The sequence below is a fragment of the Desulfobaculum xiamenense genome (assembly GCF_011927665.1).
GTDB classification, from domain to species: Bacteria; Desulfobacterota; Desulfovibrionia; order Desulfovibrionales; family Desulfovibrionaceae; genus Desulfobaculum; species Desulfobaculum xiamenense.
This window is the reverse complement of record NZ_JAATJA010000001.1, coordinates 730755-743831: the sequence shown is the minus strand read 5'-3', so window position 1 is coordinate 743831 and position 13077 is coordinate 730755. Positions and strand designations below refer to the sequence as shown.

Annotated in this window: 12 protein-coding genes; 8 read left to right on the top strand and 4 right to left on the bottom strand. The window is 63.5% G+C overall.

What is annotated here, in order from left to right; genetic code table 11:
- Window positions 1-60 precede the first annotated feature (60 nt).
- The 4 genes from GGQ74_RS03375 to GGQ74_RS03360 all read right to left on the bottom strand — a co-directional run bounded on the left by GGQ74_RS03375 (window position 61) and on the right by GGQ74_RS03360 (window position 5713).
- Entirely contained in the window at window positions 61-429 is a 369-nt protein-coding gene (locus tag GGQ74_RS03375) for a PilZ domain-containing protein (protein ID WP_167940115.1), read from the bottom strand.
- A 36-nt stretch (window positions 430-465) separates the two neighbouring features.
- Entirely contained in the window at window positions 466-1131 is a 666-nt protein-coding gene (locus tag GGQ74_RS03370; RefSeq protein ID WP_167940114.1) for a hypothetical protein, read from the bottom strand.
- Window positions 1132-1258: 127 nt separating this feature from the next.
- Window positions 1259-3211, bottom strand: a complete 1953-nt coding sequence (gene mutL, locus GGQ74_RS03365) for a DNA mismatch repair endonuclease MutL (protein ID WP_167940113.1) — start codon at window positions 3209-3211, stop codon at window positions 1259-1261.
- Between the two features lie 144 nt (window positions 3212-3355).
- Window positions 3356-5713 (bottom strand): LPS-assembly protein LptD, encoded by a 2358-nt coding sequence (locus tag GGQ74_RS03360; RefSeq protein ID WP_167940112.1) that lies wholly within the window; start codon window positions 5711-5713, stop codon window positions 3356-3358.
- Between the two features lie 177 nt (window positions 5714-5890).
- Here GGQ74_RS03360 and alr point away from each other — a divergent pair, with 177 nt between their 5' ends.
- The 8 genes from alr (at window position 5891) to thrC (ending at window position 13052) form a co-directional block, all read left to right on the top strand.
- On the top strand, window positions 5891-7012 hold the full coding sequence (gene alr / locus GGQ74_RS03355; RefSeq protein WP_167940111.1) for an alanine racemase: 1122 nt from the start codon (window positions 5891-5893) through the stop codon (window positions 7010-7012).
- Between the two features lie 86 nt (window positions 7013-7098).
- Window positions 7099-7410 carry a 30S ribosomal protein S6 gene (gene rpsF / locus GGQ74_RS03350; protein WP_167940110.1) on the top strand — a complete coding sequence of 104 codons (312 nt, stop codon included), beginning with the start codon at window positions 7099-7101 and terminating at the stop codon, window positions 7408-7410.
- Entirely contained in the window at window positions 7411-7671 is a 261-nt protein-coding gene (gene rpsR / locus GGQ74_RS03345; protein ID WP_167940109.1) for a 30S ribosomal protein S18, read from the top strand.
- A gap of 15 nt (window positions 7672-7686) precedes the next feature.
- Complete coding sequence (rplI, locus tag GGQ74_RS03340) at window positions 7687-8280, top strand: 50S ribosomal protein L9 (protein ID WP_167940108.1); 594 nt, start codon at window positions 7687-7689, stop codon at window positions 8278-8280.
- The gene (dnaB, locus tag GGQ74_RS03335) at window positions 8243-9709 is read left to right on the top strand and encodes a replicative DNA helicase (RefSeq protein ID WP_167940107.1); all 1467 of its coding nucleotides are present in this window, start codon (window positions 8243-8245) and stop codon (window positions 9707-9709) included. Before rplI ends, dnaB begins: the two co-directional genes overlap by 38 nt.
- Before the next feature lie 43 nt (window positions 9710-9752).
- Entirely contained in the window at window positions 9753-11045 is a 1293-nt protein-coding gene (locus tag GGQ74_RS03330; RefSeq protein WP_167940106.1) for an AMP-binding protein, read from the top strand.
- Window positions 11045-11560 carry a DUF456 family protein gene (locus tag GGQ74_RS03325; RefSeq protein WP_425338078.1) on the top strand — a complete coding sequence of 172 codons (516 nt, stop codon included), beginning with the start codon at window positions 11045-11047 and terminating at the stop codon, window positions 11558-11560. Before GGQ74_RS03330 ends, GGQ74_RS03325 begins: the two co-directional genes overlap by 1 nt.
- 40 nt (window positions 11561-11600) lie before the next feature.
- Entirely contained in the window at window positions 11601-13052 is a 1452-nt protein-coding gene (gene thrC, locus GGQ74_RS03320) for a threonine synthase (RefSeq protein ID WP_167940105.1), read from the top strand.
- Window positions 13053-13077 lie beyond the last annotated feature (25 nt).

Sequence of the window (13077 nt, the reverse complement as noted above, 5' to 3'; positions counted from 1 at the left end):
ATCGCTGCGTCGGGGGATGCCCTGACGCAGCGTGAGTGGGAAGCGCGGGAAGCGGCCCGGTCAGGGCGAAAGAATGGACGTGAAGTGGAACATGGCGGACTCCACGAGTTCGCCGGGAATCGTCTCGTCCAGAGTGATGCCGAATTCGCGGCCGTCCGGGGTTGTCCAAGCGACGACTCCCGAACGGCCAGCGAGAAATTCGAAGGTTTCGGAGGAGGGGGAGAGCAGTTGCACGCGGAGTCCTTTTTCGACGACAGGCGTTGCGCCGTCCGCCACAATGATGCTGCCGCGTAGGCCGCCGGTGCTCAGGTCGAGCAGGTCGCACTCCACGACGGCCTCGGCGAGGTTCGCCGTGCAGGTGTTTTCCTCGCCGCCTATCTTGAGCAGGAAGCGGTGGGCCTGTCTGCGGTTGTCTCCTGTGCCGGTCATGATGTCCTCCTCCGAGAGACGGCTGATCGTCCCCTTCTACAGTTCGGGCAGTTCAACGGGCGGGAAGTCGCCCATGTCGAGTTCCTTGCCGGTCTGCGAGAAGAGCAGCGGTTCGATCATTCTACGTCCCTTGCTGGGGCCGTCAATGGCTTCGAGCTCGCGGCTACCGTAGGTCATGCCGGTGATGAGCGGTTCCTCGAATCCGAAGTCTGCGAAGGTGTCGATGCGAACATCCAGCCGTGCCGGGGAAAATTCGTCCTTCATGCCGTCGAGACGGTAGGACATGGTGCCCTTGTCCACGGAGCCCATGAGCACAAGCACCTCGTCTTTGTGGACTTCGGGCAGCAGGGACTGCATGCGCACCGGATTATCCACGGTGTGGAGCTTGGAGGTGTAGAGCTCCATTTCCGGTACGCCGTCGATGCAGGCGGTGACCTTGAGACTTTCCTCGAAGCTGTAGGCCGCGCGGTGGTAGAAGCGGTTGGCCTCCCACCATCCGTTCCATTCGTAGTCGAGCGAACGGGCGAATTTGCCGGCGAGCTCCTCGTCGAAGTACAGGACGCCCTTGAAGCAGTTGTTCGCGAAGTAGGGCGTATTGTTCTTGCCGAGGCAGTGCATGTAGATCTTGTGGACGAAGCGCCTCGGCAGGGCGGTGATCACAACTTCGTTCTTGTAGCCGGAGATATCGATCCTCAGTTCCATGACGGCTCCTTTTTCGGCTCTTCATGATGGCGCGTGAGCGCACCCCGTATGAAACCACTATCCCCTATCCGGGGGATATAGCAAGCGAAACCGGACTGTTGGGCCTCCGCCAATTCTCCTTTGGCGTCTATGCCTTGCGCTTGAACAGACGCTCCAGCTCTCCGATGCTCCACGAAACGCGGATGGGGCGTCCGTGCGGGCAGTAGTCCCTATCCGGAGTGTCGCACCATGCGGACAGAAGGGCCAGTGCCTCGTCCCGCGCCAGCGGCTGGTTGGCCTTCACGGCGGCCTTGCACGAGAGCATGGCCCACAGGCTGCGGATGCCTCGCGATTGCTCGCTCAAGGCGGAGCGCAGGTAGTCGCGCGCCTTGGCGGCGGTCAGAAGCGCCGGAATGGCCGTGACGGCGAGCACGGTCTCCGAGGGGCGCTCCATGGAGAAGCCCAGCCGCAAAAGGTCGCCCCATATCTCTTCCAGCAGTGGGACTTCCGCCGGGTGCAGCGAGAGTTCGATGGGCAGCGCGAGGGGCTGCGAATCGCCGCGTTCCCCTGCCTTCTCGAAGGTGTGGAAGAGCACCCGCTCGTGTGCGGCGTGCTGGTCCACCAGCGCGAGAGTGCCGTCCGCGTGGCGGATGATGAGGTAAGTGTTCGCGAGCTGGCCGAGATATTCGCCACCATCCGCCGTCCGTGCCGGGACGGCCGTCGCGGCGGCGAAGGGCGTCGGTGCCGGCGTGCCCATCTCGACTGCATGTCCCGCTTCGGGTTCGCAAAACGTGGTCGCCGCGCTACGTGTCGGGTCCGGCTTGATGTCCAGCAGGTTCTCGCGTTCCGTGACGCGGCGATACTCGTGGTAGGTCGCGAAGCCGGGGCGGGCGTCGAATCCCGATGCAGCGGTGCTGCCGGTTCCGGAAGGCCGTGAGGCTGCGGGCGCGCCGGAGCCGAAGGACGCTGCCGGGCGCGGGGTGCCGAAGGACGAGGGCAACTCATCCATGGCGTCCATGGCCGACGAGCCGACGGATTCCGGCGAAAATGTTCCGTGCCCGGCGGGCATGGCGGCGCTGGCGGCATCCGCATGATCCAGCGCGGACAGGATGGCCCGGCGGATGACGGAAAAGACGGCGTGCTCGTCGCGAAAGCGGACTTCCGTCTTGGCCGGGTGGACGTTCGCGTCCACGTGCTCGGGCGGCATTTCGAGGAAGACCACGGCCTGCGGATATTCGCGGGTGAGGATTCTGCCGGAGTAGGCCTCGCGCACGGCGCGCATGAGCACCTTGTCCGTGACGGGGCGGTTGTTGACGTAGAAGAGCAGTCTGTCGGCGCGGGCCTGCGCGGCGCGGGGGCTTCCTGTCACGCCGTGGGCGCGGTAGCCGTCCTGCTCGTGATCGAAGGGAATGAGCCCATCGGTCACGGCCGGGGGCCACGCCGCGCACAGCCGTTTGGAGATATCTTGCCCTGGCGTGAAGGCGTAGACCTTGCGGCCGCCCACGGTCAGGGTCATGCGCACGTCGAGCCGGGTGAGGGCAAGGCGAAAGAATGCCTCCTGACAACGCCGGGTCTCCGTGGTGGGGGCCTTGAGAAATTTCAGCCGGGCCGGGACGTTGGCGAACAGGTCGCGGATTTCGATGCGCGTACCGGCGCGCAGTGCCGCAGGTCCACGGTCCGTGACGCGCCCGGCGTCCACGTCGATGAACGCGCCTGTGTCCGCTCCGCGCGCGATGGACGAGATGCGCATGCGCGAGACCGAGGCGATGGACGGCAGCGCCTCGCCCCGGAAGCCGAAGCTGCGGATGGTGTTCAGCTCATGAAAATCGGTGACCTTGCTGGTGGCGTGGCGCGTGAGGGCCAGCTCCATTTCGTCCGGGGCCATGCCCCAGCCGTCGTCCTGAATGTCTATGAGTCCCTGTCCGCCCTGTTCGATGGCGATGGAGATGCTTTCGGCTCCGGCGTCGAGGCTATTTTCGGCAAGTTCCTTGAGGACGCTGGCCGGGCGTTCGACGACTTCGCCCGCCGCGATCTGGTTTTGCAGTTCGGGCGAGAGGATGCGGATGGGGCGTTGTGTCTGCGGGGAAGTGTTCTGACTCATGAGGAGGTTGTACAGCAAAGGCGGGCGGCTTGCCACTGTTGGTGGTGGCGCGCTGGCGGCAGGCAGGCAGGGCAAGATTTGGCGCGAAAAAAGGCGCGGAAGCCGTGGCTTCCGCGCCTTTGCGCATTTCGGTGGTCGCTTTGGCTACATGGTCAGCCCAAGCAGGGACACGCGGGCCTCCACGCGGGCCTCGTCGTCCGTGGTGGTGAGGAGCACCTCGAAGCCGTAGCACTGGTGCGTGTACATCAGGCGCAGGGTCTTTTCGAGGTCCGTGGCGTTTTCGATGTCGGTGCGGTAGAGCATGCCAAGCGCCCAGTGGCGGTTGATGGCCCAGTCCACGCCGAGCTTGAGTTGGCGGATGCGCTCGCGGTCCTGCCGCTTGTACTCGTCGAGGGCTTCCTGGAAGTCCACGCCGAAGTTCACGCGCAGCGTTTCAGGAAGTTCGAGGGTCACGAAGTGCTCGTGCTCGGTCATGTCGCCGAGGTAGGGCGAGACGAGAGTGCGGCTGGTCCAGCTCACGTAGTTGTTGTAGCGCAGCACGGCTTCGGCGAGGAAGTCCGAGAACGGACGGCGTTCGTAGGTGTCGAGTTCATCCTCGCGGGTGGCCTCGCGGCGGTCGTAGCTCTGTTCGAGGCGCAGCCGCAGGAAGTCGAGGTAGTCCACCACGGGGGCGTAGGTCGTGTCGTCGCCTTCGCCGCGCGGGGTGATGGTTACGCGCCTGCGGTCGAGGACGTTGGTCAGCGAGTAGGTGATCTCGTTTCGCGCGTCGAGGCGGTCCGTCTCGTCGAAGTAGGGATTTTCGGTCTGGCCGACGTAGGGCGTCCAGTCGAAGTCCACGCGGGGCTGGATGGCGTGGCGGATGCGCTGCCAACGGGATTCGCCAGCGTTCTCCGCCGTGGCGGGAAGGGCTGCGGTGTCGAGGTCGAATACGCGGGAGAATTCCGTGAAGGTGGCCACGTTGACGCTGGGCAGGTGCCGCATGCGGCCGGTCTCGGCGTCGGTGTTCTCGTTTTCGAAATCGTCCTCGATGTAGAGTGTCTCGTGCATTCCGGCGGAGGGAATCACGGACACAGGGCCGAGGAAGAAGGGCACGCTCACGGTGGGGTCGACCTCGACACGGCCGCCGGAGTCGCCCTTGGCGCGCCAGTTGTAGCCCACCGTGGAATCCATCATGAATTCGACGGGCAGGTCGGGGACGATGCGGTCCTTCCATACGTAGGCCGAAAGTTCGGGCAGGCGCTGGAGGGTGGGGTTGTCGTCCGGGTCGAGGTTGTCGTTCATGTAGCTGAGGTTCTGGGTGTACTGCATGCGTCCGGCCACGCCGAAGCGGTCCCACGAGCGGGAGACGAGCAGCGTGGTGGTGCGTTCCAGCGAGTCGGCATCAGCGATGTCGCGGCCGAATTCGTCGAGGAACAGGTCCTTGGCGCGGTCGAAGCCGGACAGGCCGGATTTGAATTCGCGCAGGTAGTTCTGGTCCGAGGCGTAGTCGATGTCGAGCTTCACCTTCCACTGCGGGTCGGGCAGGTGGCCGTTGAACTTGCTGCGGAACCAGTAGCGGTTGCGGTTGGGGCGGATGAGTCCGTCATCGTCGAACTGGGAGTCCTCGTCGGATTCGGAGTTGGCGCGGATGCTGTCGTGTAGCCAGTCCGCCTGCCAGACGCTCTTGGAGTCCGAGTCCGGCGTGTTGCGGTACTCGATGCCCTGACGCAGGCCGCGATTGGCGAGGAAATTCTCGTAGAAGGTCGCGTCGCGCTCTTCGTCGATGGCCCAGTAGATGGGCTGGTTGATGTAGAAGCCGTTGCGCGAGCTGACGCCGATCTCGGGGATGAGCAGACCGCTCTGGCGCTTGACCTTGGCAGGCAGGACCATGAAGGGCGTGGCCAGAAGGGAGGTGTCGCCCACCTTGAAGGCGGTGCGCTTGAGCCATGCGTAGCCCTCGATGGTCACCTCGCCCTCGTCCATGTCAATGGACCATGCTTCGGACGGATCGTCGCAGGAGGTGACGGTGGCCGAGCGGAAGGTGTAGGTGTCGCCCTCGTGCTTCTCGATGTGTCTTCCGGAGAAGTAGAGGTGGGCGTCGTCGATGAAGACATAGCCGTTCTTGAGCCAGCCCACGCGGGATTTGAGGTCGAACTCGGCCTCGTCAGCGGTGAGGCGGTCCTTCGTCCACATGGCTTCGACGTTGCCCTTCAGGTACACCCAGCCCGTCTTGCGGTAGTAGCGCGCGAAGTCCGCGCGCAGGGTGCGCTTGCCCTGCGAGAGCACCACGTTGCCGGATGCCTCGATGATTTCGGGGTCGTGCTCGGCGGCCATGGAGTCGGCGCTGAGCTGCCATGCTTCGGCGTCCTGTGTGGCGCTTGCGGCGAGGTGGTCCGAAAGGATGTCTCCGCCAGCAAGGGCGGGACGTGCGGCGGCGAAGAAAAGCGCCGTCGCGATCACAGCCAGAAGGGCCGGTACGAGGCCGGTCGTGCGATGGAGCGGCGTGCGGATCATTGCGGTCATGATCGTCCGTGCGTTATAGGGTACTGTTGGGATTGGCCGTTGCGGCTGCCGGTGCGACTTCGGGGCACGTACCATATGTTACGGTAAATGAACAGTAGGCATAACGACGGAAATTCCTTATAGAACCTCCCGGTCCGGGGACGTTCCGGACGTGTCCGAATAACCGGTGAGGATGCAATGACCATCGCCTACAATCATCTGGAAACCATTGTCTATCCTGAAAGAATAGCTGAAAATTGGCGCAGGCTGGAAGCCATTGGCGGACATGCCTGCGCGGTGATCAAGGCCGACGCCTACGGGCATGGCCTGCTGGAAACGGCGCGTGCCCTCGACCGCGCCGGTGCGCATACCCTTGGCGCAGGAACCGTGGAGGAGGCCGCCCGCATCAGGGCCGACGGCTACTCCGGGCGAGTGATGTCGCTTCTGGGCGCGCAACTCGATACGGATTTCGAATTGGCCGCCCGCGAGCGCATCGTGCCCTTCACGGGGCGCATGGAGCAGTTGCGGCGCATGGACGAGACCGGACGGCGGCTCGGCATGCGCGTGCCCATCGCCCTGAAGCTCGATACCGGCATGGGCCGGCTCGGCTTCGTGCCCGAGGACGCCCCTGCGCTGGCCGAGGCGCTGGCGGATATGTCCGGCGTGGAGGTGAGCATGGTGTGCTCGCATCTGGCCACGGCGGACATGCCCGAGGAGCGCGACTACGTGCTGGAGCAGGGCCGCAGATTCGCGAACGCCGTGGACGTGCTGCGCCGTGCGGGATATGCCTTCGAGGCCAATCTCGCCAACTCGGCGGCGCTTCTGGCCTATCCCGAGTTGCGGCATGACGCGCAGCGTCCCGGCATCAGCCTGTACGGCTGCAACGTGTTCTGGGGCACGGACATGGCGGAACTCGGCGCGGATTTCGCGCCCGCCATGGAAGTCCGTAGCCGCGTGTATCAGGTCCACGAACTGAAGACGGGGCAGTCCGTGAACTACGGGCGCACCTTTGTGGCTCCGTGCGACATGCGCGTGGCCATCATTGCCGCGGGCTACTCGGACAACTTCCCGCGTGCGCTGTCCAATCGCGGTTTCGCGAATATCGGCGGCACGCGCGTGCCGTTGGTTGGGCGCGTGTGCATGCAGATGTCGGCCCTCGACGTGACGGAACTGCCCGGCGTGAAGCCCGGCGACGACGTTTGGCTGCTTGGCGGACCCGGTGCGGGTGCCATCCGCGCCGAGGAGGTTGCCGACTGGTGCGGAACCATCAGTTATGAGGTATTGTGCCTTCTGGGCCAGAATCCCCGCAGGTTTGCTTGACAGGCCGGGGGGCTTGGAATAATGACTGCGTTTTGCCTTGCTCTTGCCATTGGCGGCAAGGGCCAATAGACCATGAGGAGGAACTTATGAGAAAGTTCGAGACTTTGCTGCTGCTCTCCCCCGAGTTCGCAGCCGAGGAGCGCCAGACGATCCTCGACAACCTGACCGGCGTCATCACCCGTGAGGGCGGCGTTGTGGATCTGGTTGACGACTGGGGCCTGCGCGATCTTGCGTACCCCGTGAAGAAGAAGACCCGCGGCTACTATGTGCGCCTGGAGTACACTGCTCCCGGTCAGCTCGTTGCCGAGCTTGAGCGCAACATTCGTATCACCGACGGCATCTACAAGTTCGTCACCGTTCGCCTTGGCGAAGAGGCCGAAGCCGAGGAGGTTGCATAAATGGCTTTCCGTAAAAAATTCACTCCGCGGAAGAAGTTCTGTCGTTTCTGCGCCGACAAGGACCTCCCCATCGATTACAAGCGTGTCGACATTCTGAGGGATTTCATCACCGAGCGCGGCAAGATCATCCCCCGTCGCATCACCGGTACCTGCGCAAAGCATCAGCGCCGCCTCACCGTGGCGATCAAGCGCGCCAGGCAGATGGCCCTTCTGTACTACACCGCTGTGCATAGCACCGTGGTGAAGAAAAGGACGCTCTAGGGGAGGCTTGCACCAATGAAACTCATTCTTCGAGCAGATATCGACAATCTCGGCCGTCTGGGCGACATCGTCAAAGTGAAGCCCGGCTATGGCCGTAACTATCTCCTGCCCCAGGGTCTTGCCATGCTGGCTACCGAGGCGAACGCCAAGGTTTTTGAGCTGGAGCGCAAGAAGCTGCAGGAAAAGATGGACAAGATCCGCTTCGAGGCCGAGGAGATGGGCAAGAAGCTGGAAGAGGCCAAGCTCGTCCTGCGCGTTCGCGTGGGCGACGGCGACCGCCTCTACGGCTCCGTCACCAACTCCCACATCGGCGAAGCCCTTGCTGAAATGGGCTTGGAAGTCGACAAGAAAAAGATTATTCTCGGCGATCCGATCCGTTCCCTTGGCGTGTACTCCGTGCCCGTCAAGCTGCATCCTGATGTGCAGTGCGAACTGACCGTGAGCGTTGTGCGTCACGACTGGGTCGAAGGCCAGCCCATCACCTCCGAGGAGGCCGAGGCTGCCCTGGAACTGAAACTTGAAGCTGAGGCCGAGGCTACCGCCAAGGCGGCCGAAGAAGAAGCTGTAAGCAATGACGCAGGACAGGCCGACGAGTCTGAACAGGCCTAGAAAAGATCGCTCCCGGTCCCCGCAGGGGACCGGGGGTTCCGCTGTCGCCGAGGCCCTTGATAGGGCCTCCGGCGATATGCTGCGAAAAGTTCCCCCCCACAACCTCGAAGCCGAACAGGCGGTTCTGGGGGGCGTTTTTTTGAAGTCCAACGTGTTCCACGACCTCGTGGACGTCCTCGGCGAGGACGATTTCTACTCGCCAGCCCATCGCATCATCTACAGGGCCTTTCAGGAGTGCTTCCGCAAGTCCGTCCCCATGGACCTGCTGACCGTCGCTGAAGAGCTGCGCAGCATGGGCAAGCTCGACGATGTGGGCGGCCCCGTCTATCTGGCGGAACTGGCCGATTCCACGGTGAGCACCTCCAATGCCCTGTTCCACGCCAAGATCGTCCGCAACCGCTCCATCCAGCGCCAGCTGATCGGTGTGGCATCGGACATCATCGAAAACTGCTTCGATGGCGCGAACGATGTCGATGCGCTGCTCGACGAGTCCGAGCAGTCCATCTTCGCCATTTCCGAGCAGCGCTCCAACAAGACCTTCGTCGCTTCCAAGGAACTGGTGAATCAGGTCTTCGAGAAGCTGCAGGAACTCTACAGCCGAAAGGAAATCGTCACCGGCGTTCCCACCGGCTACTACAAGTTCGATGAACTCACGGCCGGTCTTCAAGCGACCGACCTCATCATCATCGCTGGCCGTCCCGCCATGGGCAAGACGTCCTTCGCGCTGAACATCGGCCTGCGCGCCGCGTCCGACTATGGGACGCCGACGGCCGTGTTCTCGCTCGAAATGGGCATGGACCAGCTGATGATGCGTATGCTGTGCACCAAGGCGCGGGTCAACCTCGCCGACATGCGCCGCGGCTTCATCGACGACGAGGCATGGGCGCGCCTGTACGACGCCGCGGAGGATATGTCCGCTGCGCCGATCTACATCGACGACACCCCCGCCATCAGCACGCTGGAACTGCGTGCGCGTTGCCGTCGCCTCAAGGCCGAAAAGGGCCTCGGGCTGGTCATCGTGGACTACCTTCAGCTTATGCGGGCCGGGCGCACCATCGACTCTCGCGAACAGGAAATCTCCGAAATCTCGCGGACGCTCAAGGCGCTGGCCAAGGAAATCCAGGTCCCCGTCATCGCGCTTTCGCAGCTCAACCGAAAGGTCGAGGAACGCACGGACAAGCGCCCGAAGCTTTCGGACCTTCGCGAATCCGGCGCTATCGAGCAGGACGCCGACATGATCGTCTTCCTGTACCGCGACGAGGTCTACAACACGAGCGACGACAACCCCAAGAAGGGCATTGCCGAAGTCATCATCGGCAAGCACCGAAACGGTCCCACCGGAGTGGTGGAGCTGACGTTCCTCAAGGAGCACACTGCGTTCGAAAATCTTGCCATGGCTGCGGAACCTTCCGAATACTCCAATTCCTGACGCGCCTTGCGCCGGTCACCCTCAACTGCATCTGGAGCCACACGTGTACTTCGATAAGGCCGAGACTTACTCTCGTGAGGAAATTGAACGGATTCAGGTTGTACGACTTCGCAATGTGGTCGAGCGCGCCGCGCGCTCGCGCTTCTATGCAGAGAGCCTCGGTGGCATCGACCCTGCTGACATTCGCAGCGTCGACGACATTCGTCGCCTGCCGCTGACCACGAAGAACGACCTGCGCGCCAGCTATCCCGATGGACTGCTGACCGTTCCCCACGACCAGTTCGTCCGGCTGCACGTCTCCAGCGGCACCACCGGCAATCCCACGGCCGTCTACTACACGCAGAACGATCTCAATTCATGGGCGGACCTTATGGCCCGCTGCATGCATATGATCGGCATTCGCCCCGGCGACGTGTTTCAGAATATGAGTGGCTATGGCCTGTTCACCGGCGGTCTGGGCATCCACTACGGCGCGGAGCGCCTCGGCTGCCTCACCATTCCGTCCGGCGCGGGCAACACGGCGCGTCAGATCAAGCTGATGAAGGATTTCCGGACCACGGCCATCCACATCATCCCGTCCTACGCGCTGTACTTCGCCGAGGCGCTGACCAAGTCCGGCATCGACCCCCGGCGCGACCTTGCCCTGCGCGTGGCGCTCGTCGGTGCGGAGCCGCACACCGAGGAAAGCCGTCGCAAGATCGAGGACGCCCTCGGCATCAAGGCCTACAACTCCTACGGCCTGTCCGAGATGAACGGACCGGGCGTCGCGTTCGAGTGTCTTGAGCAGAAGGGCATGCACGTCTGGGAAGACGCCTACCTCATCGAGATTCTCGATCCCGAGACGCTCGAACCGGTGAAGGAGGGCGAGATCGGCGAGATCGTCATGACGTCGCTTCTGCGCGAGGGCATGCCCATAATCCGTTACCGCACCCGCGACCTGTGCCGCTTCCTGCCGGGCGAATGCCCCTGCGGACGCAAGCACCGCCGCATTGACCGCATCCTCGGCCGCGCGGACGACATGATGATCCTCAAGGGCGTGAACATCTACCCGATGCAGATCGAGCAGGTGCTGATGGCCATGCCCGAGGTGGGCCAGAATTACCTCATCGAGCTGGACAACGACGGCCACATCGACCTCATGCGCGTGAAGGTCGAGATCAAGGAAGAGTTCTTCATTGAGGACATGCGCGCCCTCAACGCCCTGCGCGAGCGCATCCAGACCGCACTGCGCTACGAGATTCTGCTCACGCCCAAGGTCGAGCTCGTGGAAGCCAACACCCTGCCCAAGAGCGAGGGCAAGGCCAAGCGCGTGATCGATTTGAGGAAGCAGTTCTAGTGGAATACGTGAGTGGCATCCTGACCGTTCTTTTCGTGCTCGCCTGTTTTGGTGCGCTGGTTCTGCACGTCTTTTCCCTGCCCGCCAACTGGGTGGTGCTGGGACTGGTGGCGCTGTGGAAGGCGACGCATCCGGACATGGCGCTGACGTGGATCGGTTTCGGCGGGTTGGCGCTTCTGGCGCTGGCTGGCGAGGGGCTGGAATTCGTGATCCGGCTCAAGGGTGCCAAGCAGTATGGCGCATCCTCCAAGGGCAACTGGGGCGGCGTGCTCGGTGCCATTGCCGGTGCCATTGTCGGTGCCGGGTTCCTGTTCGGCATCGGTGCGCTGCCCGGCGCACTGCTCGGCGCGTTCGGCGGCTGCCTTGCCGTCGAGCGCATTCAGGGCCGCACATTCGAAGAGGCCCGCACGGCGGCCATGGGCGCAATGTACGGGACCTTCCTCGGCCTTGTGGCCAAGGTGGGTATCGGCGTGGTCATGGCAACCATGGCGGCCGGAAGCGTGTGGGGCGCGTAACGCCCCGCCAAGCACCATTTTATCGCACAAGGATGGAACGATGCCAGAGATGAACGCGTTTCCCGCTTACAGGGGCCGCATGGAATACTTCTGCCTCGGCTGCGGCGCACGCTACGGCACCGAGGAATTGCACTATACCTGCCCGAATTGCGGCGGCGTTTTCCTGCTGCGCGATGCGGGCTTCGATACCCTGCGCGAGCGCTCTGGCGAAGAGTGGCGTACGGTGTTCGACACCCGCGCCGGTGCCAAGAGCGACGCCCTGCGCGGCATCTTCCGTTTCTATGAGCTGATGGCTCCGGTCATGGACGAGGCGGACATCGTCTACCTCGGCGAGGGCAACACGCCCATCATCAGCTCCAGCAATCGCCTGTCCGCCCAGCTTGGCGGGCAGCGCATGGCCTTCAAGAACGACGGCCAGAACCCCAGCGCCTCCTTCAAGGACCGGGGCATGGCCTGCGCCTTCAGCTTCCTGAACCACCTCATCCGGACGCGCAATCTGGACGAGATTCTCGCGGTGTGCGCCTCCACGGGCGATACCTCCGCAGCCGCCGCGCTGTATGCCTCCTACGCGGACGGACGCATCAAGTCCGCCGTCATCCTGCCGCAGGGCAAGGTGACTCCGCAGCAGTTGGCCCAGCCGCTGGGCAGCGGTGCCGTGGTGCTCGAAGTGCCCGGAGTGTTCGACGACTGCATGAAGGTGGTCGAGCATCTGGCGGACAACTATCAGGTGGCGCTACTCAATTCCAAGAACGCGTGGCGCATCCTCGGTCAGGAGTCCTACGCCTTCGAGGTCGCCCAGTGGTACGACTGGGATCTCGCGGGCAAGGCCATCTTCGTGCCCATCGGCAACGCGGGCAACATCACCGCGATCATGAGCGGCTTCCTCAAGATGTTCGAACTCGGCATCATTACGGCGCTGCCCCGCGTGTTCGGCGTGCAGTCCCACCATGCCGACCCCGTGTATCGCTATTACGCCGCGCAGCCGCAAGAGCGCGAGTGGCACCCCGTGACCGTGGAGCCGAGCGTGGCGCAGGCCGCGATGATCGGCAATCCCGTGTCCTTCCCGCGCGTGCGGCACTTTGCCGAGCGCTACGAGGCCATTGCCGGTCCCGGAAGTTTCCAGGTGGTGCAGGTCACCGAGCAGGCCATCATCGAGGGCATGCTGCTGGCCAACCGCCACGGCCACATCTCCTGCACGCAGGGCGGCGAATGCCTTGCCGGCCTCATCCGCGCCCGCGAGCTTCGGCTCATCGACGCAGAGGAGACGGCGGTGCTCGACGCCACGGCGCACATGCTCAAGTTCATCGGCTTTCAGGACATGTACTTCGAGAACACCTTCCCACAGTCCTATGGCATCACGCCCGATCCGGCGCGCTCCAATCGCCCGGAACTGGTCATCGAAGCCGCCGAGAAGGAGCGCCTCGCTCCGGCGGAGTACACCGTGGCCTGCGCGCAGAGCGTCGTCGAACGTCTCGGCCTCAAAGCCCGCTAGTTTCGTATTCAATCGCCAATGATGA

What these genes read in the sequence shown, in the direction of transcription:
- rplI (WP_167940108.1), top strand. Translation starts at nt 7,687, where the DNA reads ATGAAACTCATTCTTCGAGCAGATATCGACAATCTCGGCCGTCTGGGC.
- thrC (WP_167940105.1), top strand. Translation starts at nt 11,601, where the DNA reads ATGCCAGAGATGAACGCGTTTCCCGCTTACAGGGGCCGCATGGAATAC.
- GGQ74_RS03375 (WP_167940115.1), bottom strand. Translation starts at nt 429, where the DNA reads ATGACCGGCACAGGAGACAACCGCAGACAGGCCCACCGCTTCCTGCTC.
- alr (WP_167940111.1), top strand. Translation starts at nt 5,891, where the DNA reads ATGACCATCGCCTACAATCATCTGGAAACCATTGTCTATCCTGAAAGA.
- GGQ74_RS03360 (WP_167940112.1), bottom strand. Translation starts at nt 5,713, where the DNA reads ATGACCGCAATGATCCGCACGCCGCTCCATCGCACGACCGGCCTCGTA.
- rpsF (WP_167940110.1), top strand. Translation starts at nt 7,099, where the DNA reads ATGAGAAAGTTCGAGACTTTGCTGCTGCTCTCCCCCGAGTTCGCAGCC.
- mutL (WP_167940113.1), bottom strand. Translation starts at nt 3,211, where the DNA reads ATGAGTCAGAACACTTCCCCGCAGACACAACGCCCCATCCGCATCCTC.
- rpsR (WP_167940109.1), top strand. Translation starts at nt 7,411, where the DNA reads ATGGCTTTCCGTAAAAAATTCACTCCGCGGAAGAAGTTCTGTCGTTTC.
- GGQ74_RS03370 (WP_167940114.1), bottom strand. Translation starts at nt 1,131, where the DNA reads ATGGAACTGAGGATCGATATCTCCGGCTACAAGAACGAAGTTGTGATC.
- dnaB (WP_167940107.1), top strand. Translation starts at nt 8,243, where the DNA reads ATGACGCAGGACAGGCCGACGAGTCTGAACAGGCCTAGAAAAGATCGC.